Origin of the sequence: uncultured Caulobacter sp. (genome assembly GCF_947036865.1) — a bacterium.
Classification (GTDB): Bacteria; Pseudomonadota; Alphaproteobacteria; order Caulobacterales; family Caulobacteraceae; genus Caulobacter.
The window spans coordinates 1-18,827 of record NZ_CAMQSF010000058.1; the positions used below are offsets into that span (position 1 = coordinate 1).

Here is an 18,827-nt window from a genome sequence, read left to right on the forward strand (position 1 = left end):
CGCCTCGCGCGCCGGAGCGGTGGGCGCCGCGACGGCGGCGGCGCTCGGCGTGGCGGCGGCCTTGGTCTCGGCCGTCTTCGCCGCCGCTGGCGCTTGGGCCTTGGCCGGAGCGGCGTCGGTCGCCAACGCGCTCAGAGCCTCGAGCGCCGAGGCGTCGACGGCCGCCGCCTCGGCTCCGGCCGGCATGGGAACGGTCGCCGTGTTCGGATCCGAAGCCGCGGCCTGGGGCTGCGCCGTCGCCGCGCTGGTCGGCGCCGCGGCGGGTTGGAGCGACGGCTGGGTCGGCTCGGCGATCTTGGTCGACGGCGCGGCGAGCGCGGCCTCGGTCGTCACGGGCGACGCCTGGGCGACTTGAACGGCGGCGGCAAGCCCGGCGACCGCTTCGCCCGTCTTCGTCGTCGCGGTCTCGGGGGTCGCGACGACGTCGACCTTACCGGTCGTCGTCGTCGCCGGCGGGGCCTGAGCGGCGAGCAGCAAGGCGGCGGCCTGGGCGGCGGCGTCGGTCGCGTCCGCCTGGGCCGCGTTCTTATCCGACGCCTGATCGGCGACCGCGTCCTTGGCGTCCTTGGCGTTGTCGGCCTTGTCGGCGGCGCTCGCGTCGGCCTTGGCCTCGGCGGCGTCGGCCTGGGCGTTCTTGGAGTCCTTGACCGAGTCCGCGCGGTCGGCGGCGCGGTCCTTGGCGTCGGCCTTGCGGTCGTCTCGCGCCGGCTTGTCGGCGGCCCGAGCCTCGCGAGCGTTGTCGCGGGCGTCGCTCTTGGACTCGGGGCGCGACGGGGCCGAGGGCGGCGGCGCGGGGTTGTCCTTGGGCTTGCCGGCGATCGCCAGCAGGGCGTCGAAGCCCGCGTCGGACGCCTTGCCGCTCGCGACGGGAGCCGGCGCGGGCGGGAGAGCGGCGGTGGGTGCGGCGATCGCGGTCATGCGCAGTCGAGGCTCTTTCGGTCGCGCGTCCGGTGAACGCGCCTTGGTCCGACCGCCCCACGCAACGGTCGGGCCAACTCGCCAAACAGCCCTCAAGCTCTTGTTTTAAATGACTTTAATGGCTTGTTTACGAAGGAAATTCGCGCCGCGCGCGGCGCTTTTTGCCGAGTCCCGTCGGTCGGCGAGGACCGGACTTGCCGCGTCGGCGGGTCACGGACCGGGTTGGCGCCGTCCTTGCGCAAGTTCCCCTGTCGACATTCCGACGACCGGAACACATCGCCATGAAATTCAATGGCTTGGCATACAATCGGGGGCCAACCCCCAGCGCGGCCCGGCAAGTTTCGCCGGGCAAGGCCGCGTCGTGCGTTGCGCGGTTTGCCGAGCATGAGCTCCTGGCGCGCCTCGCGGGAGCCTTCGCATGTCGCTGAACGCGGTCATGAGCACGGCGACGTCCGGCATGATGGCCGCGCAGACGGGTCTGCGCGTCACCTCGGACAATATCGCCAACGTCAACACCAAGAGCTACGTCCGCAAGACGGTCTCGCAGTCGAACCTGCTGTCGAACGGCATGGGCGTCGGCGTCAGCATCGACGCGATCAAGCGCGCCACCGACCGCTTCCTGCAATCGGCCAGCCTGAACGCGGGCTCGGAGAGCGCTCGCGCGGCGGTCGTCGCTAGCTCCCTGAACAGCGCCCAGCAGCTGTTCGGCGACCCCAGCGGCGACACCAGCTTCTTCTCGACCCTGGACGACATCTACACGGCCTTTTCCGCCGCCCAGGACGAGCCGTCCTCCTCGCTGAAGCGCACCCAGGCCCTGACGCGCGTCGACGACTTCCTCAACGAGTCGAGCCGCATCACCTCGTCGCTGTCGAAGCTGGGCAAGGACGCCGACACGCGGATCGCCGCGGACGTCGGTCGGGTCAACGACCTGCTGGGACAGATCGACGCCCTCAACACCGACATCACCCGCGCGAAGGTGGCCGGCGCCGACGCCACGGGGGCTGAAAACGTCCAGAGCGGCCTGGTCGACGAACTGGCCAAGCTGATGAACGTGCAGGTCACGCCCCGGACGCTGGGCGGGGTCTATGTGCGTTCGACCGAGGGCCTGCCGCTGGCGGGCGACGGCGCCGCGCGGGTCACCTATCAGACCTCGCCCACCGCCACGGGCTATCTGACGGTGCAGGTGGCCAACGGCAATGTGCAGGCCACGCCGCTGAACATCTCGAACGGCGAGATCAAGGGCCTGCTGGAAATCCGCAATACCGAGCTCGTCAACCTGTCCGACCAACTGGGCGAATTCACTTCGCGGGCGGCGGAGGAGATCAATCGCGCCGCCAACGCCGCCTCGTCGGTCCCGGCCGCCACGAGCCTCAGCGGTCGCGACACGGGCCTGGACGCCCAGGCCGCGATCACCGGCATGACCGGCAAGACCACCATCGCCCTCACCGACGCGAACGGCGTCATTCAGCGCAGGATCGACATCGACTTCGACAGCGGCGCGATGACCGTCAATGGCGCGGCCGGCCCCAGCTTCTCGCCCGCCGACTTCGTGGCCAAGCTCAACACCGCGATGGGCGGCCAGGGCAGCGCGGCCTTCTCGGGCGGCGCCCTGTCCCTCGCGGGCGTCGGCGGCCTGGGCGTGGCGATCGCCGACGACCCCACCACCCCGTCGAACAAGGCGGGCAAGGGCTTCAGCCACTATTTCGGGCTGAACGACATCATCCGCACCAACGGCTACTCGCCCTACGAGACCGGCCTGACCCCGAGCGACCCGAACGGCTTCACCTCGGGGTCGATGACCATCCGGCTGACGGACGTCGAGGGCGGCCGGATCCGCGACGTGGTCGTCGACGCGCCGGTCGGCGGCACGATGCAGGACATGCTGGACGCGCTGAATTCGCGCGGCTCGGGCGTGGGCCTCTACGGCCAGTTCTCGATGAACGGCAAGGGCCAGATCAGCTTCGCCTCGAACGTGACCGCGCCGGTGAACATGTCGATCGTCGCCGACGGCACCGAGCGCGGCGTCGGCGGCCCGTCGTTCAGCCGGCTGTTCGGCGTCGGTCCCGCCGAGCGCTCGACGCGGGGCGAGAAGTTCTTCGTCAACCCGTCCATGGACCAGAACCCCAAGCTGCTGCCCTTCGCCAAGCTGGATCTGTCCCAGACGGTGGGCGGCGCGGCGGCCCTGGCGATCGGCGACGGGCGCGGCGCCCTGGCCATCGCCAAGTCGGGCGACGTCACCGCCGCCTTCTCGGCCGCGGGCGACGCCGGCGCCGTGTCGATGACCGTGAACCGCTACGCCTCGGACTTCAGCGGCTCGGTCGCGCGCAAGTCCGCCACGGCCGCCAGCCGCAAGGACGCCGCCGACTCCGTCTCCAGCGAGGTCGACAGCCAGCGGCAGTCCGAAGAGGGCGTCAATCTCGACGAGGAACTGATCAACCTGACCACCTACCAGCAGGCCTTCAACGCCTCGGCCCGCCTGATCCAGGCGACCAAGGACATGTTCGAAACCCTGACCGGACTCCTGAGGTAAGCCATGACGCGCGTCTCGACCGTCCAGAACTACAACATCATGACCGCCAACCTGATGCGGGCGCAGACGCGCCAGAACGACGTCGGCGGCCAGGTCTCCAGCCAGAAGATCGCCAACGACCTGAAGGGCTACGCCAAGAACGCCGAGGTGCTGACCGCCATGCGCGGGACCCAGACCCGCATCAACGGCCTGCTCGACCAGGCCAAGGCGGTCAGCAACCGCCTGGACATGCAGAACAGCGGCATCGAGCGCGTCGGCGACGCCACCAAGAACGCCCGCGAGGCCATCGCCAACGCCCTGGCCGCCGGCAGCGCCACCACCCTGATGCAGCAGCTGGGCGCGGCGTTCGGCGAGGTGGTGCAGGGCCTGAACACCAAGTCGAACGGTCTCTACGTCTTCTCCGGCGCCCAGACCGAGACGGCCACCACCTCGGCCACGACCATGGCCGACCTGACGGCCGCCCCCTCGACCGCCTCGCTGTTCCACAACGACCAGTACGTGGCCGAGAACCGGATCGACGAGCAGACCAACGCCAAGACCGGCGTGCTGGGCGACGCCCTGGGCACGGACGTGTTCGACGCCTTCAAGCAGATGCAGGCCTATGTCGACGCCAACGGCCCGTTCACCGGCAAGCTTAACGACACCCAGGTCAACTTCCTGAAGGGCCTGCTGCCCACCTTCGACAACGCCTACAAGGGCGTCATCGACATTCAGGGCAAGAACGGCGTCACCCAGAAGCGCTTCGAGGCCGCCCAGACCGACCTGTCGAACCAGGCCGACACCCTGACCTCGATGGTCGGCGGCATCACCGACGTCGACATGGCCGACGCCATCACCCGGCTCGAGGCCGCCAAGCTGGCGGTCCAGGCCTCGGCCCAGGTGTTCACCAGCCTGCAGGCCTCGTCGCTGCTGAACGTGCTGAAGTAGCACGCGTCCAAGCTTCACGGGCGCGCGTAACCGGGGCATGACCGCCCCGCTGAAAGCCGCCCGCGCCGACGGCCTCGCCCGCCTCGCCGCCTTTCTGCCGTCCGCCGGTCGCGCCTACGCCGAGCGGCGCAACCACGACGTCGCCGCGCCCACGGTGTCGGGACTTTCGCCCTATCTCCGCCGGCGACTGGTCACCGAGGCGGAGGTCGTCGCGGCCGTCCTCGCCCGCCACGGCGCGACCGCGGCCGAGAAGTTCATCGACGAGGTCTTCTGGCGCGCGCATTTCAAGGGTCGGCTGGAAGGCCAGCCCGAGATCTGGACTCGCTATCGCGCCGATGTCGCCGACGCCGAGCGGAGGCTGGAGCGCGACCTCGGCCTCGCGCGGCGCCACGCCGACGCCGTGACCGGCCGGACCGGGATCGCCTGCTTCGACGCCTGGGTCGAGGCGCTGGAGACCACCGGCTATCTGCACAACCACGCGCGCATGTGGTTCGCCTCGATCTGGAGCCACACCCTGGGCCTGCCCTGGGCGCTGGGCGCGGCCTTCATGCACGCGCGGCTGCTGGACGGCGATCCGGCCGCGAACACCCTGTCCTGGCGCTGGGTCGTGGGCCTGCACACGCCCGGCAAGACCTATCTGGCTCGCGCCGACAATATCGAGCGCTACACCAACGGCCGCTTCCGCCCCGAGGGCCTGGCCACCGACGCCCCGGCGCTGTCGGAACCGCCCTTCGACCGCGCCTGGACCGCGCCGCCCTCCGGCGATGCGCCGCCCCGCGCGCCGTTCCTGCTGCTGATCACCGAAGAGGACCTGCACCCCGAGAGCCTGGTCCCCGCCGACGCGCCGCTGGCCGGCGTGGTGGTGGCGGACGCGATCGAGGCGCCCTGGTCGCCGCGCGCGGCTCCGCCCAAGCGCTTCGCCGACGAAGCCCTGGCGGACGCGGCGGCGCGGGCCGCCAGGGCGTTCGGCTGCGCCGAGCGCTTAGCCCTGACCTCCGAGGCCCTGGCGCGCGCGGCCGAGGCGGCCGGGACCCGCGTCATCGCCACCGCCTACGCGCCGATCGGTCCGACGCGCGACGCCTTGGACGCGCTCGCGCCCGTCCTGCGGGATCATGGCCTTGACCTCGTTCGCCTTCAGCGGCCCTACGACGCCCTGACCTGGCGGCACGGCGGCGGCGGCTTCTTTGGTCTGAAGAAGCGCATCCCCCGGGTGATCGAGACCCTGGGCCTGGCGCCGTCCGCCCAACCCGCCCTGCTCTAGCCGCTCGCCTCGCAAAACCGGGGACGAGCCGCTATATGGCGGCGATGACCGCCGACGTCCTGAGCCCCGCCGCCACGCACGACCCCGACGCGCTGATCGCCCGCGCCGTCGAGCAGGTCCGCGCGGCCGTGGCCCTGCCGGAGGGGACGCGGATCGTCGCGGCGATGTCTGGCGGGGTCGACTCCACGGTCACCGCCGCCCTGCTGGCCAAGGCCGGCTACGACGTCGTCGGCGTGACGCTGCAGCTCTACGACCACGGCGCGGCGATCTCGCGCAAGGGCGCCTGCTGCGCCGGCCAGGACATCCTGGACGCCCGCATGGCCGCCGAGCGGATCGGCATCCCGCACTATGTGCTCGACTACGAGAGCCGCTTCCGCGAGCAGGTGATCGAGGACTTCGCCGACGCCTATCTGCGCGGCGAGACGCCGATCCCGTGCGTGCGCTGCAACCAGACCGTCAAGTTCCGCGACTTGCTGGATGTCGCCCGCGACCTGGGGGCCGAGGCCATGGCCACCGGCCATTACGTCCAGCGCGCGATGCCCGGAAACGGCGGCAACCGCCCGCAGCTGCGCCGCGCCGCCGACCCGGCCAAGGACCAGAGCTATTTCCTGTTCGCCACCACGCGCGAGCAGCTCGACTTCCTGCGCTTCCCGCTGGGCGGCATGGACAAGCCGACCGTCCGCGCCGTCGCCGCCGGCCTGGGCCTCTCCATCGCCGACAAGCCCGACAGCCAGGACATCTGCTTCGTGCCCGAGGGCAAGTACACCACCGTCATCGACCGCATCCGCCCGCAAGGCGCGGAGGCCGGCGACATCGTCCACCTGGACGGCCGGGTGCTGGGCCGCCACGAGGGCGTGACCCGCTACACGATCGGCCAGCGCCGGGGCCTGAACATCGCCGTCGGCGACCCGCTGTTCGTGGTCAGGATCGACGCCGACAGGCGCCAGGTGATCGTCGGCCCGCGCGAGGCCCTGCTGACCGCCTCCTTGACCCTGAAGGAAGGCAGCTGGCTGGGCGGCCAGGACAGCCTGGAGGCCGCCGCCGAGGACGGCCAGCCCGTCCTGGCCCGCGTCCGCTCGACCCGCGAGCCGGTTCCGGGGCGCCTGGCGCTGCGCGACGGCGTCGTGGCCGTGGTGTTCGACGGCGCCGAGGAAGGCGTCGCCCCGGGCCAGGCCTGCGTGCTCTACGACCCGGCCGATCCGGAGCGCGTCCTGGGCGGCGGCTTCATCGCCTGGACGACAAGGGCGATGGATCTCGACGCGGGGTAGGCGCGGGCGAAGGTGAAACCCTCTCTCTTTGAGAGAGGGAGGGGCCCGTCCCGACGAAAGTCGGGATGGGAGGGTGAGTGGTTAAAGCTTTAGCCCCAGAAACCCCTGACGTCCGGCCGCTTTTCTACCCTGCCCTGTCTGGCAAGAGCGTACCCTCTCACCCTCCCACGCCTTGGGCGTGGGCCCCTACCTCTCTCCATGAGAGAGGGATTTTTTCGGCGCCCGCGCCTAGCCCCCTACCCCATGTCCTCCAGCCGCAGCCCGATGCGGAACAGGCAATAGCCTGTCTCGTCCACCAGCCGCGCCACATCGGGGGCGGTGTCCGACCGCTCGCGGAGGATCGTAAAGCGCCAGTCCGCCTCCCGCGCGCCCGCCGGAAACGGCGCGCCGTCCGCCGTCACCAGCCGGTAGTCCGGCCGCGCGCGATGGACGTGGAAGCGATAGCTCACTCGGCCGCGATCTTCGCCGCTTCCAGCGCCTCGCCGACCGTCGGCGCGCGGTCGTGGGGCGGCGTCCGCTCCAGCTCGCGGCGCTGGACCACCTCCCCGCAGGCCTCGCAGGCCAGCACCGGGTGGAACTCGCAGCCGCAGGCCTTGTGGCGGAACAGGACCGGCGAATGGCCCCGCCCATAGATGTAGCGGTCGCCCCATTCGGCCATGGTCAGCAGCACCGGCGACAGGGCCAGGCCCTTTTCGGTCAGCCAGTATTCGTGACGCGGCGGACGCTCCGAATAGCGGCGCGTCTCCATCACCCCGTGGCCGACCAGGGTCTTGAGCCGCGAGGCCAGGACGTTGCGGGCCACGCCCAGACGCTCCTGCCACTGCTCGAAGCGCTTCACCCCGGCGAAGGCGTCGCGGAGGATCAGCAAGGTCCACGGATCGCCGACGATTTCCAGCGTGGCGGCGACCGCGCAACGTTCGTTCGTATAGTCAGCTGTGCGACCCATCCAAGCAGGGTGCGGCGTTCCGCGAGGGAAAGCAAGAGAGCGTTGCGTTTGAAGATGAACCGGAGTAGGTTTTTTATCGCAATTGACTCTCTCGGTAATTGCGAACTGGCGCGCGGCCCGGCGATCCCCCGTCGGCGCCGCCCGCCCCTTTCGCATCACGATGTCGCAAGCCCCTTGCGCGCGATCGTCCGATGAGGGCCTATCCCGCCTCAAAACACCGCCCAGGGAGCTGAACCATGTCCGCCGCCGATCCCGTCGTCATCGTCGCCTACGCCCGCACGCCGATGGGCGGCTTCCAGGGGGCTCTGGGCGGGGTGAAGGCCACCGAGCTGGGCGCGACGGCGGTCAAGGCCGCGATCGAGCGGGCCGGCGTGGCGGGCGACAAGGTCGAGCAGATCTTCATGGGCTGCGTGCTGCCGGCGGGCCTGGGCCAGGCCCCGGCGCGCCAGGCGGCGTTGGGCGCGGGCCTGCCGCTCTCGGTCGAGGCCACGACGGTCAACAAGATGTGCGGCAGCGGCATGCAGGCCGCGATCATGGCCCACGACGCGCTGAAGGCCGGCAGCGTCGACCTGGTGGTGGCCGGCGGCATGGAGAGCATGACCGGCGCGCCCTATCTGATGTCCAAGCACCGCGGCGGCGCCCGCATCGGCCACGACCAGATGTGGGACTCGATGTACCTCGACGGCCTCGAGGACGCCTACACGCCCGGCAAGCTGATGGGCGCCTTCGCCGAGGAGACGGCGGCCCAGTACCAGTTCACCCGCGAGGCGATGGACGACTACGCGACCAAGGGCCTGCTGAAGGCCAAGGCGGCGATCGAGAGCGGCGCCTTCAAGGCCGAGATCGTCCCGGTCAGCGTCACGACCCGTAAGGGGACCGAGGTGGTCGACACCGACGAACAGCCGCTGAAGGCCGATCCGGCCAAGATCCCGACCCTTCGCCCGGCCTTCAGCCGCGACGGCGCGGTCACGGCGGCCAACAGCTCGTCGATCAGCGACGGCGCCGCGGCCCTGGTGATGACCCGCGAGAGCGTCGCCAAGGCGCTCGGCCTGCCGATCGTCGCCAAGGTCGTCAGCCATGCCGCCCACGCCCACGAGCCGGGCCTCTTCACCACCGCTCCCGTGCCGGCCATGCGGAAGGCGCTGAACAAGGCCGGCTGGAGCGTCGACGATGTCGACCTCTTCGAGATCAACGAGGCCTTCGCCGTGGTGCCGATGATCGCCCAGCAAGAGCTTGGCATCGACGCCGACAAGCTGAACGTCAACGGCGGCGCCTGCGCCCTGGGCCACCCGATCGGCGCCTCGGGCGCGCGGATCCTCTGCACCCTGATCAGCGCCCTCCAGGCGCGCGGCAAGACCAAGGGCCTGGCCTCCCTGTGCATCGGCGGCGGCGAGGCCACGGCGATGGCGGTGGAGCTGGTTTGAGCGATCAAGCCGCTCGCCCATTTGGGGGAGCTGTCGCGAAGCGACCGAGGGGGCCAGCGCCGCCTTGGCCGAGCCGCCCCCTCCGGCCCTGAGCCCCCCTCTGGGGGAGGATCAGATTGATCGGGAGACGCGTTCAACAGTCATGACCGACACCTTCCGCCACAACCCCGAGCTTTCCCGCTACGAGCTGGAGGTCGACGGCCGCCTGGCCGTGGCCGATTACCAGCGCTCCGGCCACCGCCTGGTGATCCCGCACGTCGAGGCCGACCCTTCCTTGCGCGGCACCGGCGCGGCCGGCCGGCTGATGAGCAAGGTCGCCGAAACCGCCCGCGCCGAAGGCATGCGGATCACGCCGCTCTGCTCCTACGCAGCCGCGTGGCTGAAGCGGAACGATCCGGATCTGATCGCCTAGGCCTCCGCACCCGTTTTCCCCGCGAAAGCGGGGATCCAAGCTGGGGAGCGGAAACCTTTGCGAACCTATCGCCGCTTGGGTCCCCGCTTTCGCGAGGATGATCGGTTTTAGGGTTTGGGCCCCGCCGCCAGGTTCTCGAACGCCCCATTCGGGCCCGGATAGACGACCGGGCTCTCCCAGCCGTCGGCGCTGATCGACGAGACGCCGAAGAAGTAGTCGTCGATCACCACGTCCTTCAGGGTCACGGTCTCGCCAGCGGGAACCCAGCGGCTGAAGGTCCAGGTCGGCTCGGTGGTGGCGCGCCACCAGACCCGATGCCCCGCCGCCCCCGGCGTCGGCGCCCAGGAAACCTTGGTGTCGGCCCCGACGGCCCCGGCGATCTTGACGTCCAACGGCGGCTTCGGCGCCGAGGCCAGGCTGGCCAGGGTCACCAGGTTCAGCCGCGTGACCTGGGCCAGATAGGCGAAGTCGACGCCCTCGATCGTGTCCCCGTAAAACTTGCCGTTCTCGGTCCGCAGATCCTGGTGCTGGTGGTCGTAGTTCTCGACCGCTTCGGTGACCCGCACCGCCGGATAGCCGGCCTCCAGCATCGGGACCTGGTCGCCGCCGCGTCCGAACCGGTCGGTGCGATAGACCATCTTGACGTCGAAATTGGTCAGGTAGCGGTCGGCCAGGCTGTCCATGTAGCGGGCCAGGTTGCGCGACGGGCTGTCGACCTCGCCGCCGTTGTAGCGCCGGCCGTTGGCCTGTTCCGGCGTCTCGACGGCCTTGGTGCCTTCCGAGAAGATACGCACGTGGGTGTTGTCGGCGAGGCCGCTGATCCCCCGGCTGTTGCCGACGATGTCGTTGTTGAGATCAGCCTCGACCTTCCAGCCCCGGGCCTTGGCGAAGTCTGCCATGACCTTGCCGCCCAGCAGGCCCTGCTCCTCGCCCGACAGGACGGCGTAGACCAGGGTGGCCGGGAACCTGTGCTTCGACAGGATCCGCGCGGCCTCCAGCACCGCCGCCACGCCCGAGCCGTCGTCATTGGCCCCGGGCGCGTCGCTGGTGAAGTTCATCACGTCGGTGACGCGGCTGTCGATATGGCCGGCGATGATGATCACCCGGTCCGGATCGGTCGTCCCCTTCTGGATGGCCAAGACGTCCATGACCTCGGTCGGATTGGGCACGCGCTTGCCGGTCACCGTCTGGGCCGGCGTCTCGATAGTCAGGCAGCCGCCGCAGTCCTTGCCGATCGCCTCGAAGCGGGCCTTGGTCCAGCGCCGGGCCGCGCCGATGCCGCGCTTGTCCGACTTCGTATCCGACAGAGTGTGGCGGGTGCCGAAGCCGACGAGGCTCCGGATCGTGCTCTCCAGCGCCTTGGCGTCCACCTCGGCGGCGACGGCGCGCAGCAGCGGCTGGTCGGCGGAGGGCGCGGGCGTCTCGGCCCGGGCGGCGCTGGCGAAGATCAGGCTGGCGGCGAGGGCGAGAGGCAGGCGCATGGAGGCTCCGGAACGACAGGGTTCGGACGTTGCCTTCACCAGCTTCGCCAGACAACACACTTTCCGTCCGCCCGGCGAGCGCCCAAGGCTATGGCTTGGCCCGCCGCTCGGCCATGAACGCCACCCGCGCCAGCATCTCGGGTCCCGCCCCCGGTCCCGTCGCGTAGGCGAAGAGCTCGGGCGTGATCGGCTTGCCGCTGACGCGATCGACGACGATGGGCTCGGCGACCCGGCCCGTCTCGCGATCGACCAGCTGGCCGGCCGCCCCCTCCGGCGCGAAGTGACGGTTGCCGAAGGCCAGCATGGCCGTCAGCACCCCGCCGAAGTCGCGGCCAAGGTCCGTCAGAACATAGTCGTGCCGCGGCGGACGCCGCTGGTAGAGGCGCTTCTCCATCAGGCCGCTGTCGACCAGGGCCGCCAGGCGCTTGGTCAGAATGTTCGGCGCCACCCCCAAACTCTTCTCGAACTGGTCGAAGCGGGTAAGGCCCTGGCTGGCGTCGCGCAGGATCAGGAACGTCCAGCAGTCGCCGACCCGCTCCAGGGTGCGGCCGATCGGACATTGCGTGGGGGCGCGTTCAGATTTGCTCATACCGAATAATCTGGACAGTAACTTGCGTTTTGCAAGCCGCATCATAGCTACGGTTGGAGCCGGACCGCTGGGGCCTCGGCAAGGGGACTTTGACGACCATGAGCGACAATTCCAAAGGCGCCGCCCTGATCACCGGCGCGTCCACCGGCATCGGCGCGGTCTATGCCGACCGGCTGGCCAAGCGCGGCCACGACCTGATCCTGGTCGCCCGCGACGAGGCGCGTCTGAACGCCTTGGCCGACCGGCTGCGCGCCGAGACCGGGGTCAAGGTCGAGGTCATCAAGGCCGACCTGACCCAGAGGGCCGATCTGGCCGGTCTGGAACAGCGTCTGGCCGGCGACGCGAGCATCACCACCCTGGTCAACAACGCCGGCGTGGCCGGCGCGGGCGACTTCGTCGGCTCCGATCCGGACGCCTTCGAGAAGATGATCCAGCTGAACGTCACGGCCGTGACCCGCCTGGCCGCCGCCGCCGCGCGCAACTTCGTGCCTCGCGACAGAGGCACGATCATCAACCTGGCCTCGGTGGTGGCGCTGATGCCGGAGCTGAACAACCCGGTCTACGGCGCGACCAAGGCCTTCGTGATCTATCTGACCCAAGGCCTCCGCGCGCAGTTCGCCGGCTCGGCCGTACGTCTGCAAGCCGTCCTGCCCGGCGCCACGCGCACCGAGATCTGGGAGCGTTCGGGCTCGGACATCAATGCGATCGACCCCAACATGGTGATGGAGGTCGACGATCTGGTCGACGCGGCGCTGGCGGGCCTCGACCAGGGCGAGTTGGTGACCATCCCCTCGCTGCCGGACGCCGCGGACTGGCACGCCGCCCTCGCCGCCAAGGCCAAGCTCTACCCGAACCTGTCGCGCAGCCGGCCGGCGGCGCGCCTGAAACCCGCCTGAGCGGGAACACCGCCGGCGCGGCGCTCGCGCCCGCGCCGGCGAGTCCGCCCGACCGCGCGCCCCGGCTTGATGCCGGCCGGCGCGCGCGATCCGGAAGGCGAAACTAGCTGAGCACCATCACGACGACCCGGCGGTTCTGGGCCCGGCCTTCCCGCGTGTCGTTGCTGGCCACCGGGACGTCCTCGCCGTACGAGATCGTCGCCATGCGGTTCAGGGCCACGCCGTGCATGCTGAGGAACTTGCGCACGGCCTCGGCGCGCTCCTCGCCGAGCTTCTGGTTGTAGCTGGGCGAGCCCGAATTGTCGGTGTGGCCCTGGATTTCCAGATAGACGTTCTTGTTGTCGCTCTTCAGCTTCTCGGTGAACTCGGCCAGGCGCTGTTCGGCCTCGGGCGACAAGGTGGCGGCGTTGACCGGGAACTTCACCGAGTCGTCGCTCAGCACCAGCGAGTACTGGAACTTGCCCTCGGCCAGCTTGCCGGCGGCGATGGCGCGGTCCAGGGCCTCGCGCGAGGTCTTGTCCAGCTCGCCGATCTGGGCGTCGTGGGCGGTGACCCGCTCGCTGACCGCGCCGACCTGGGTGTTGACGTACTTCTTGGTCGCGCAGCCGCTGACCGACAGGCCGCCCATCACCAGGGCGGCGGCGACCATCAGGGTCTTGGAGCTTGATATCATCTGCTTCTGGTCCGTAGTGACGCGGCGTCCTGCAACGCTCGCCGCTTCAAAACGGACAGCCGAACTGGGCTAAAGATGGGCGCGATTCCGGCGCTTCCGGGCCAAGCTTGAGCATTGAATCTGAAGCACATTATAGCCGCGCGCGAACCCCGATGACGGCCCTTGGTTCCGACGAAAATTTATCCGCCGTCGGCCTCGGGAGGCGACCAGGAAAGCCCTCAAAGCCCTAAGCGCGCCAGTCCAGAATCAATTTTAGCGGGCCTTATTCCAATATACATTCACAGATTGATCTTGAATGCCGAGGCTCCCGACGACAAAACCTCCGCATGGATACGCCGAAACGCCCGCCCCTCACCGCCAAGCCGGCCATGATCGACGCGGCCCAAAGGGCCTCCCACGTTCCGGCGATCGGAAAGAAGCCCACCCTGGAGCTTCGTAGCGCGACCCGTGTTGGTCAGGTCTATTGGTGCGCTTTCAGCCCGCACAATTGGCCGCCGGAGTTTGATGACCAGCATCTTGTGGTCGTGATCCGAGGCGGCAGGAAGGAACGTGACGCGCATGTTGTCGTGCCGCTCACCAAGCAACCGCAACACGACAATCCTCACGGGTATAGGCTGAAACGTAACCCAAATCCGGGCTCCGCGTCCGAAGCATGGGCCGTCTGCAACCACGTCTATACCGTCGCGCCCGAACGCCTGAAGCTGCTACGGGACTCCAAAGGCGTGACAAAAAACCCCGAGCGCCTCGACCCTGACGATCTAGGAGAGATCGCTCGGCGCGTCTTCAGAGCGCTAAAGTCGTTCTTCGACCATGCCTACCCGCCAGGGGACGCCGAAAAAGCTTGAAAATCCGCGGTCCGCGGCTATGTTCGATGCACGGCTTCGGCCGCCGGATCGAGAGATCCACGCCCTGGCGACGGGGCCAAATTAAAGGCCAGCCTTCAGGCTGGCCTTTTGCTTTTTGACTTCAGCCGCCTTCCTCGTCGACATAGATCACCACCGGCTTGCCGCGCGACAGCGGCTCCCAGCCGGCCTCGATGGCCGAGGCGATGGCGGTCGACACCTGGCGCGCGGGGATCTGCGAGGGCTTCAGCGGCGGGGCGCTGAACTTCGGCTTCGGGCCGGGCGGGAACTCGATCAGCGCCTCGCGCTGGCCTTCCTTGTGCCGCACGGCCAGCACCTTGCCGTGCCGCTCGGACGGGTCATAGGACCATTGCGGCAGCCGATGCAGCCGCCAGACATAGGGCTCGCCGTCGACCTCGATGTCGAACTCGATGATCAGCTTGGTGGTCTTGGCCATGCGGGGAGATACCGCGAAGGGCGCGAGGGGGAAAGTGGCGGGCAATACCAAACCCCTCTCTTGTCGAGGGATGATCCGTCCCGGCGAAAGCCGTGGTGGGAGGGACAAGGCGCCTCGGTTCCAGCAAACCCCTCCATCGTCATCCCGCGCCTTATGCGCGGGACCCATGGTTAAGCTTCCACGTGAGAGTTTTAGATCCGCGCTTCACTTGCGGCGGACAAATGGGTCCCGCGCATGAAGCGCGGGATGACGGCTTAGATCCGGATTTCTCCGCCAGCGGGGAAACCTCTCACCCTCCCGTCGCTAAGCGATGGGCCCCTCCCTCTCTCGAAGAGAGAGGGACCCGCTTTGCCTTACTGCAGCACCGCCTTGCCGAACGACAGCTGGCCCTCCTTGACCCCGACCGCGATCACCCCGCCGTCCTCGATCTCGCCGGCCAGCAGCTTGCGGGCGATCGGGTCGACCAGTTCCTTCTGGATCACGCGCTTCAGGGGGCGCGCGCCATAGACCGGGTCGTAGCCCTTGTCGGCGATCCAGTTCAGGGCCTCGGCGTCGATGGCCAGGGTCATGCGGCGATCGGCCAGGAGCTTCTCGACACGCTGCAACTGGATGCGGACGATGTCGCCCATGTTGCCGCGCGACAGGCGCCTGAACAGGATGATCTCGTCGATCCGGTTCAGGAACTCGGGGCGGAAGTGGCCGCGCACCGTGTTCATCACCAGCGGCCGGACGGCCTCGACATCCTCGCCTTCCTCCTGGTTGGCCAGGAACTCGGCGCCGAGGTTGCTGGTCATGATGATCAGCGTGTTGCGGAAGTCGACCGTGCGGCCCTGGCCGTCGGTCAGGCGACCGTCGTCCAGCACTTGCAAGAGCACGTTGAAGACGTCCGCGTGGGCCTTCTCGATCTCGTCGAACAACACCACCTGGTACGGACGCCGGCGCACGGCCTCGGTCAGCGCCCCACCCTCGTCATAGCCGACATAGCCGGGGGGCGCGCCGATCAGGCGGCTGACCGAGTGCTTTTCCATGTACTCGGACATGTCCATCCGGGTGATGGCGTGCTCGTCGGCGAACAGGAACTCGGCCAGGCTCTTGGTCAGCTCGGTCTTGCCCACGCCCGTAGGGCCCAGGAAGAGGAAGCTGCCGATCGGCTTGGACGGATCCTGCAGGCCGGCGCGGGCGCGGCGGACGGCGTCGGACACCGCGGCCAGCGCCTCGTCCTGGCCGACCACGCGACCGCGCAGCTCGTCCTCCATCTTCAAGAGCTTCTCGCGCTCGCCCTCCAGCATCTTCTCGACCGGCACCCCGGTCCAGCGGCTCACGACGGCGGCGATCTGCTCGGCGTCGACCACCTCGGGGGTCAGCGTCTGCGCATCGCTCTGCTCGGCCTCGGCCAGGCGCTTTTCAAGGGCCGGGATCTCGCCGTACTGGATCTGGCCGGCGCGAGCGAAGTCGCCGGCGCGCTGGGCGTTGGCGAGGTCGGCGCGCAGGCGGTCGAGGGCCTCGCGGGCCTGCGCCGCGCCGCCGACCTTCTCCTTCTCGGCCTTCCACTTGGCGGTCATCTCGTCCGACCGGAACTGCAGGTCGTCGATCTCGACCTCCAGGTTCTCCAGGCGGTGCTTGGAGGCCGCGTCGGTTTCCTTCGACAGCGCCTCGCGCTCGATCTTCAGCTGCACCAGGCGCCGGTCGATCTCGTCCAGCTCTTCCGGCTTGCTGTCGATCGCCATGCGCACGCGGCTGGAGGCCTCGTCCACCAGGTCGATCGCCTTGTCGGGCAGGAAGCGGTCGGCGATGTAGCGGTTGGACAGGGTCGCGGCGGCGACGATGGCGCTGTCGCTGATCCGCACCCCGTGGTGGACCTCGTACTTCTCCTTCAGGCCGCGCAGGATCGAGACGGTGTCCTCCACCGTCGGCTCCTGCACGAACACCGGCTGGAAGCGGCGGGCCAGGGCCGCGTCCTTCTCGACGTGCTTGCGGTACTCGTCGAGCGTGGTGGCGCCGACGCAGTGCAGCTCGCCGCGCGCCAGGGCGGGCTTGAGCAGGTTGGAAGCGTCCATCGCCCCGTCGGCCTTGCCGGCGCCGACCAGGGTGTGCATCTCGTCGATGAACAGGATGATCGAGCCCTCGGCGGCGGTGACCTCGCCGAGCACGGCCTTCAGCCGCTCCTCGAACTCGCCGCGATATTTCGCGCCGGCGATCAGGCTGCCCATGTCGAGGGACAAGAGCTTCTTGTCCTTCAGGCTTTCGGGCACGTCGCCGTTGACGATGCGCAGGGCCAGGCCCTCGACGATGGCGGTCTTGCCGACGCCGGGCTCGCCGATCAGGACGGGATTGTTCTTGGTGCGGCGCGACAGGACCTGGATCGTGCGGCGGATCTCCTCGTCGCGGCCGATCACGGGATCGAGCTTGCCGTCCTTGGCGGCGGCCGTCAGGTCGCGGGCGTAGCGCTTCAGCGCCTCATAGCCTTCCTCGGCGTTGGCGCTGTCGGCGGTGCGGCCCTTGCGCATGGCGGTCGCGGCGTCTTCCAGGGCCTTGGGCGAGACCCCGGCTTCCTTGAACAGCTTGGACGCCTCGCCCCCTTCCTTGGCGATGGCGATCAGCAGGCGCTCGGTGGTGACGAAGGCGTCGCCGGCCGCCTTGGCGCTCTTCTCCGCCTCGGCGAAGACGCGGGCGGTGTCGGGCTTCATGTAGAGCTGGCCGCCGGCGCCGTCGACGCGCGGGGTCTTGGAGAGCAGCGTCTCCACGCCGCCATCGACGCGGTCGGGCTGGCCGCCGGCGCTCTGGATCAGCGCGCGGGACATGCCGTCCTTTTCCTCGAGCAGCACTTTAAGAATGTGCTCGGGCGCGAATTGCTGGTGCCCGCGCGCGAGGGCCAGGCTCTGCGCGGATTGGACCGCCTGTTTGGCGCGGTCCGAATAGAGGTCGATATTCATGATGTCCCCTTGCTAGGCGGATCGGGCCGCGCCGCCTTGATCAAGCCCAACGCGTCCCGAAGGGGCATTTAGGTGTGGCCCATTCGCCACACAAGTGGTCACCAGCCCTTGCTGGCCAGATAGCGTTCCAACTCGGCGATCCGCGTCGCGTCGGAGGGGTGGGTCGAGTCCAGGCTGCCGCCGCCCGCCTGGCCGGTCTTGGCGTCCAGGGCCTGCATGTTGCGCCACAGGGTCAGGGCCTCGCGCGGGCGGTAGCCGGCCCGCTGCATGATGTCGACGCCCAAACGGTCTGCCTCCAGCTCCTGGCGGCGCGAGAACGGCAGCAGCAGGCCGTACTTGGCCGCGTCGCCCCCGTGGTCCTTCAGCAGCTTGCCGAAGTCGCTGCCGCGCGTCGCCGCGCCGGCGAGGTCGAGCAGGATCTTGGAGGTGGTCTGCTGCGACACCCGCTCGGCCGCGTGATGGGCGATCACGTGGCCCGCCTCGTGGCCAAGAACGGCCGCCAATTGGTCGTCGTTCTCGACGATGGCCAGCAGGCCCACCGTGACCCCGACATGGCCCCCCGGCAGCACGAAGGCGTTGGGCGCCTCGTCCAGGAAGACGGCGTAGTCCCACGGCCGATCGGCCAGGCCGGCGGCCGCGATCACCCGCTGGCCCACGGCCTGGACGCGGGCGTTCTTGCGCGGCTCCTTGGAGACGTAGCTGGTGCGCAGCGTGTCCGCCCAGGCCTTCTCGCCGTCGCGGGCCAGGCTGTCGTCCTTCACGATCAGCAGCTGGTCGCGGCCGAGATCGGCGTTATAGGCGCAGCCGCCCAGGGCCACGGCGGCGGCGGTCAGGAGCGGCAAGGTCAGGCGACGCGGGGCGATCATGGAGCTCTGCGGGCTGTTACGGACGCGACGCGAGTCTTATCCCTCGGCGAGCGGCGGATAGGCAACCGCTCAAGCTTAGAACGATTTCCCGCAACCACCCGCCAGCGTGACGCTGGTCTGTCCCATCGGCAGCTTGGTGACGCTGCCCACGGGCTTGCAGCCATCCTTGGGCGGTCGGGTCAGATAGGGTCGGGCGTCGCGGACATAGCGGCCGGTCGGATCGAGATTGGGTCCGGCCCCGCCGCTGCCCGCCATGCCCTGGGCCAGACGCTCCTGGCAGCGCGCCCGCTCCTCCGGCGAGAGGCGGTCGAGGTCCGTCAGGCGACAGCCGCCCAGGCCGCGAAGGGCGGGCGTCGGCGGGACGGCGCTGGAGGCCGCTGGAGAGGGGTTCGGCGCGAGCGCGG

General features: G+C 69.4%; 17 protein-coding genes and 1 pseudogene. 8 read left to right on the forward strand and 10 right to left on the reverse strand.

Annotated features, from left to right (window positions below; genetic code table 11):
- A pseudogene (locus tag Q0V34_RS18895) lies at nt 1–918 on the reverse strand (hypothetical protein); the annotation flags it as partial.
- Between the two features lie 418 nt (nt 919–1,336).
- Between Q0V34_RS18895 and flgK the strand changes: the two are divergent.
- Genes flgK through mnmA form a run of 4 tightly spaced genes read left to right on the forward strand, consistent with a single transcriptional unit; the run spans nt 1,337 to nt 6,904 of the window.
- On the forward strand, nt 1,337–3,448 hold the full coding sequence (flgK, locus tag Q0V34_RS18900; RefSeq protein ID WP_297515309.1) for a flagellar hook-associated protein FlgK: 2,112 nt from the start codon (nt 1,337–1,339) through the stop codon (nt 3,446–3,448).
- A gap of 3 nt (nt 3,449–3,451) precedes the next feature.
- Nucleotides 3,452–4,375 (forward strand): flagellin, encoded by a 924-nt coding sequence (locus tag Q0V34_RS18905; protein WP_297515312.1) that lies wholly within the window; start codon nt 3,452–3,454, stop codon nt 4,373–4,375.
- A gap of 37 nt (nt 4,376–4,412) precedes the next feature.
- Nucleotides 4,413–5,636, forward strand: coding sequence for an FAD-binding domain-containing protein (locus Q0V34_RS18910; protein ID WP_297515315.1), 1,224 nt, complete (start codon nt 4,413–4,415; stop codon nt 5,634–5,636).
- Between the two features lie 44 nt (nt 5,637–5,680).
- Complete coding sequence (gene mnmA, locus Q0V34_RS18915) at nt 5,681–6,904, forward strand: tRNA 2-thiouridine(34) synthase MnmA (protein WP_297515353.1); 1,224 nt, start codon at nt 5,681–5,683, stop codon at nt 6,902–6,904.
- Nucleotides 6,905–7,140: 236 nt separating this feature from the next.
- Here the strand turns inward: mnmA and Q0V34_RS18920 are convergent, their stop codons facing one another.
- Complete coding sequence (locus Q0V34_RS18920) at nt 7,141–7,353, reverse strand: hypothetical protein (protein WP_297515317.1); 213 nt, start codon at nt 7,351–7,353, stop codon at nt 7,141–7,143.
- On the reverse strand, nt 7,350–7,850 hold the full coding sequence (locus Q0V34_RS18925) for a helix-turn-helix domain-containing protein (RefSeq protein WP_297515319.1): 501 nt from the start codon (nt 7,848–7,850) through the stop codon (nt 7,350–7,352). Before Q0V34_RS18925 ends, Q0V34_RS18920 begins: the two co-directional genes overlap by 4 nt.
- 236 nt (nt 7,851–8,086) lie before the next feature.
- Here Q0V34_RS18925 and Q0V34_RS18930 point away from each other — a divergent pair, with 236 nt between their 5' ends.
- Nucleotides 8,087–9,274 (forward strand): acetyl-CoA C-acyltransferase, encoded by a 1,188-nt coding sequence (locus tag Q0V34_RS18930; RefSeq protein WP_297515320.1) that lies wholly within the window; start codon nt 8,087–8,089, stop codon nt 9,272–9,274.
- Nucleotides 9,275–9,416: 142 nt separating this feature from the next.
- Nucleotides 9,417–9,686, forward strand: a complete 270-nt coding sequence (locus Q0V34_RS18935) for a GNAT family N-acetyltransferase (protein WP_297515323.1) — start codon at nt 9,417–9,419, stop codon at nt 9,684–9,686.
- Between the two features lie 107 nt (nt 9,687–9,793).
- On the opposite strand, the gene Q0V34_RS18940 is transcribed toward Q0V34_RS18935, so the two are convergent.
- Both Q0V34_RS18940 and Q0V34_RS18945 read right to left on the reverse strand, forming a co-directional pair.
- Entirely contained in the window at nt 9,794–11,167 is a 1,374-nt protein-coding gene (locus Q0V34_RS18940; RefSeq protein WP_297515326.1) for a M20/M25/M40 family metallo-hydrolase, read from the reverse strand.
- An 88-nt stretch (nt 11,168–11,255) separates the two neighbouring features.
- Nucleotides 11,256–11,756, reverse strand: coding sequence for a helix-turn-helix domain-containing protein (locus tag Q0V34_RS18945; protein WP_297515330.1), 501 nt, complete (start codon nt 11,754–11,756; stop codon nt 11,256–11,258).
- A 98-nt stretch (nt 11,757–11,854) separates the two neighbouring features.
- Here Q0V34_RS18945 and Q0V34_RS18950 point away from each other — a divergent pair, with 98 nt between their 5' ends.
- Complete coding sequence (locus Q0V34_RS18950) at nt 11,855–12,652, forward strand: SDR family oxidoreductase (protein ID WP_297515333.1); 798 nt, start codon at nt 11,855–11,857, stop codon at nt 12,650–12,652.
- A 103-nt stretch (nt 12,653–12,755) separates the two neighbouring features.
- Here Q0V34_RS18950 and Q0V34_RS18955 read toward each other — a convergent pair whose 3' ends face one another.
- Nucleotides 12,756–13,325, reverse strand: a complete 570-nt coding sequence (locus tag Q0V34_RS18955; RefSeq protein ID WP_297515336.1) for an OmpA family protein — start codon at nt 13,323–13,325, stop codon at nt 12,756–12,758.
- 326 nt (nt 13,326–13,651) lie between these two features.
- Here Q0V34_RS18955 and Q0V34_RS18960 point away from each other — a divergent pair, with 326 nt between their 5' ends.
- Nucleotides 13,652–14,170 (forward strand): type II toxin-antitoxin system PemK/MazF family toxin, encoded by a 519-nt coding sequence (locus Q0V34_RS18960; RefSeq protein WP_297515339.1) that lies wholly within the window; start codon nt 13,652–13,654, stop codon nt 14,168–14,170.
- A gap of 121 nt (nt 14,171–14,291) precedes the next feature.
- Here the strand turns inward: Q0V34_RS18960 and Q0V34_RS18965 are convergent, their stop codons facing one another.
- From Q0V34_RS18965 to Q0V34_RS18980, 4 genes are all read right to left on the reverse strand, one after another.
- The gene (locus Q0V34_RS18965; protein WP_297515341.1) at nt 14,292–14,624 is read right to left on the reverse strand and encodes a hypothetical protein; all 333 of its coding nucleotides are present in this window, start codon (nt 14,622–14,624) and stop codon (nt 14,292–14,294) included.
- Nucleotides 14,625–14,977: 353 nt separating this feature from the next.
- Nucleotides 14,978–17,557, reverse strand: a complete 2,580-nt coding sequence (gene clpB / locus Q0V34_RS18970; RefSeq protein ID WP_297515343.1) for an ATP-dependent chaperone ClpB — start codon at nt 17,555–17,557, stop codon at nt 14,978–14,980.
- Between the two features lie 98 nt (nt 17,558–17,655).
- Nucleotides 17,656–18,423 carry a M48 family metallopeptidase gene (locus Q0V34_RS18975; RefSeq protein ID WP_297515346.1) on the reverse strand — a complete coding sequence of 256 codons (768 nt, stop codon included), beginning with the start codon at nt 18,421–18,423 and terminating at the stop codon, nt 17,656–17,658.
- 75 nt (nt 18,424–18,498) lie between these two features.
- A partial coding sequence (locus Q0V34_RS18980) for a hypothetical protein (protein ID WP_297515349.1) occupies nt 18,499–18,827 on the reverse strand: 329 nt, incomplete at its 5' end.

What these genes read in the sequence shown, in the direction of transcription:
- Q0V34_RS18905 (WP_297515312.1), top strand. Translation starts at nt 3,452, where the DNA reads ATGACGCGCGTCTCGACCGTCCAGAACTACAACATCATGACCGCCAAC.
- flgK (WP_297515309.1), top strand. Translation starts at nt 1,337, where the DNA reads ATGTCGCTGAACGCGGTCATGAGCACGGCGACGTCCGGCATGATGGCC.
- Q0V34_RS18935 (WP_297515323.1), top strand. Translation starts at nt 9,417, where the DNA reads ATGACCGACACCTTCCGCCACAACCCCGAGCTTTCCCGCTACGAGCTG.
- Q0V34_RS18930 (WP_297515320.1), top strand. Translation starts at nt 8,087, where the DNA reads ATGTCCGCCGCCGATCCCGTCGTCATCGTCGCCTACGCCCGCACGCCG.
- Q0V34_RS18945 (WP_297515330.1), bottom strand. Translation starts at nt 11,756, where the DNA reads ATGAGCAAATCTGAACGCGCCCCCACGCAATGTCCGATCGGCCGCACC.
- Q0V34_RS18925 (WP_297515319.1), bottom strand. Translation starts at nt 7,850, where the DNA reads ATGGGTCGCACAGCTGACTATACGAACGAACGTTGCGCGGTCGCCGCC.
- Q0V34_RS18960 (WP_297515339.1), top strand. Translation starts at nt 13,652, where the DNA reads ATGGATACGCCGAAACGCCCGCCCCTCACCGCCAAGCCGGCCATGATC.
- Q0V34_RS18940 (WP_297515326.1), bottom strand. Translation starts at nt 11,167, where the DNA reads ATGCGCCTGCCTCTCGCCCTCGCCGCCAGCCTGATCTTCGCCAGCGCC.
- Q0V34_RS18965 (WP_297515341.1), bottom strand. Translation starts at nt 14,624, where the DNA reads ATGGCCAAGACCACCAAGCTGATCATCGAGTTCGACATCGAGGTCGAC.
- Q0V34_RS18975 (WP_297515346.1), bottom strand. Translation starts at nt 18,423, where the DNA reads ATGATCGCCCCGCGTCGCCTGACCTTGCCGCTCCTGACCGCCGCCGCC.
- Q0V34_RS18950 (WP_297515333.1), top strand. Translation starts at nt 11,855, where the DNA reads ATGAGCGACAATTCCAAAGGCGCCGCCCTGATCACCGGCGCGTCCACC.
- Q0V34_RS18910 (WP_297515315.1), top strand. Translation starts at nt 4,413, where the DNA reads ATGACCGCCCCGCTGAAAGCCGCCCGCGCCGACGGCCTCGCCCGCCTC.
- clpB (WP_297515343.1), bottom strand. Translation starts at nt 17,557, where the DNA reads ATGAATATCGACCTCTATTCGGACCGCGCCAAACAGGCGGTCCAATCC.
- Q0V34_RS18955 (WP_297515336.1), bottom strand. Translation starts at nt 13,325, where the DNA reads ATGATATCAAGCTCCAAGACCCTGATGGTCGCCGCCGCCCTGGTGATG.
- mnmA (WP_297515353.1), top strand. Translation starts at nt 5,681, where the DNA reads ATGACCGCCGACGTCCTGAGCCCCGCCGCCACGCACGACCCCGACGCG.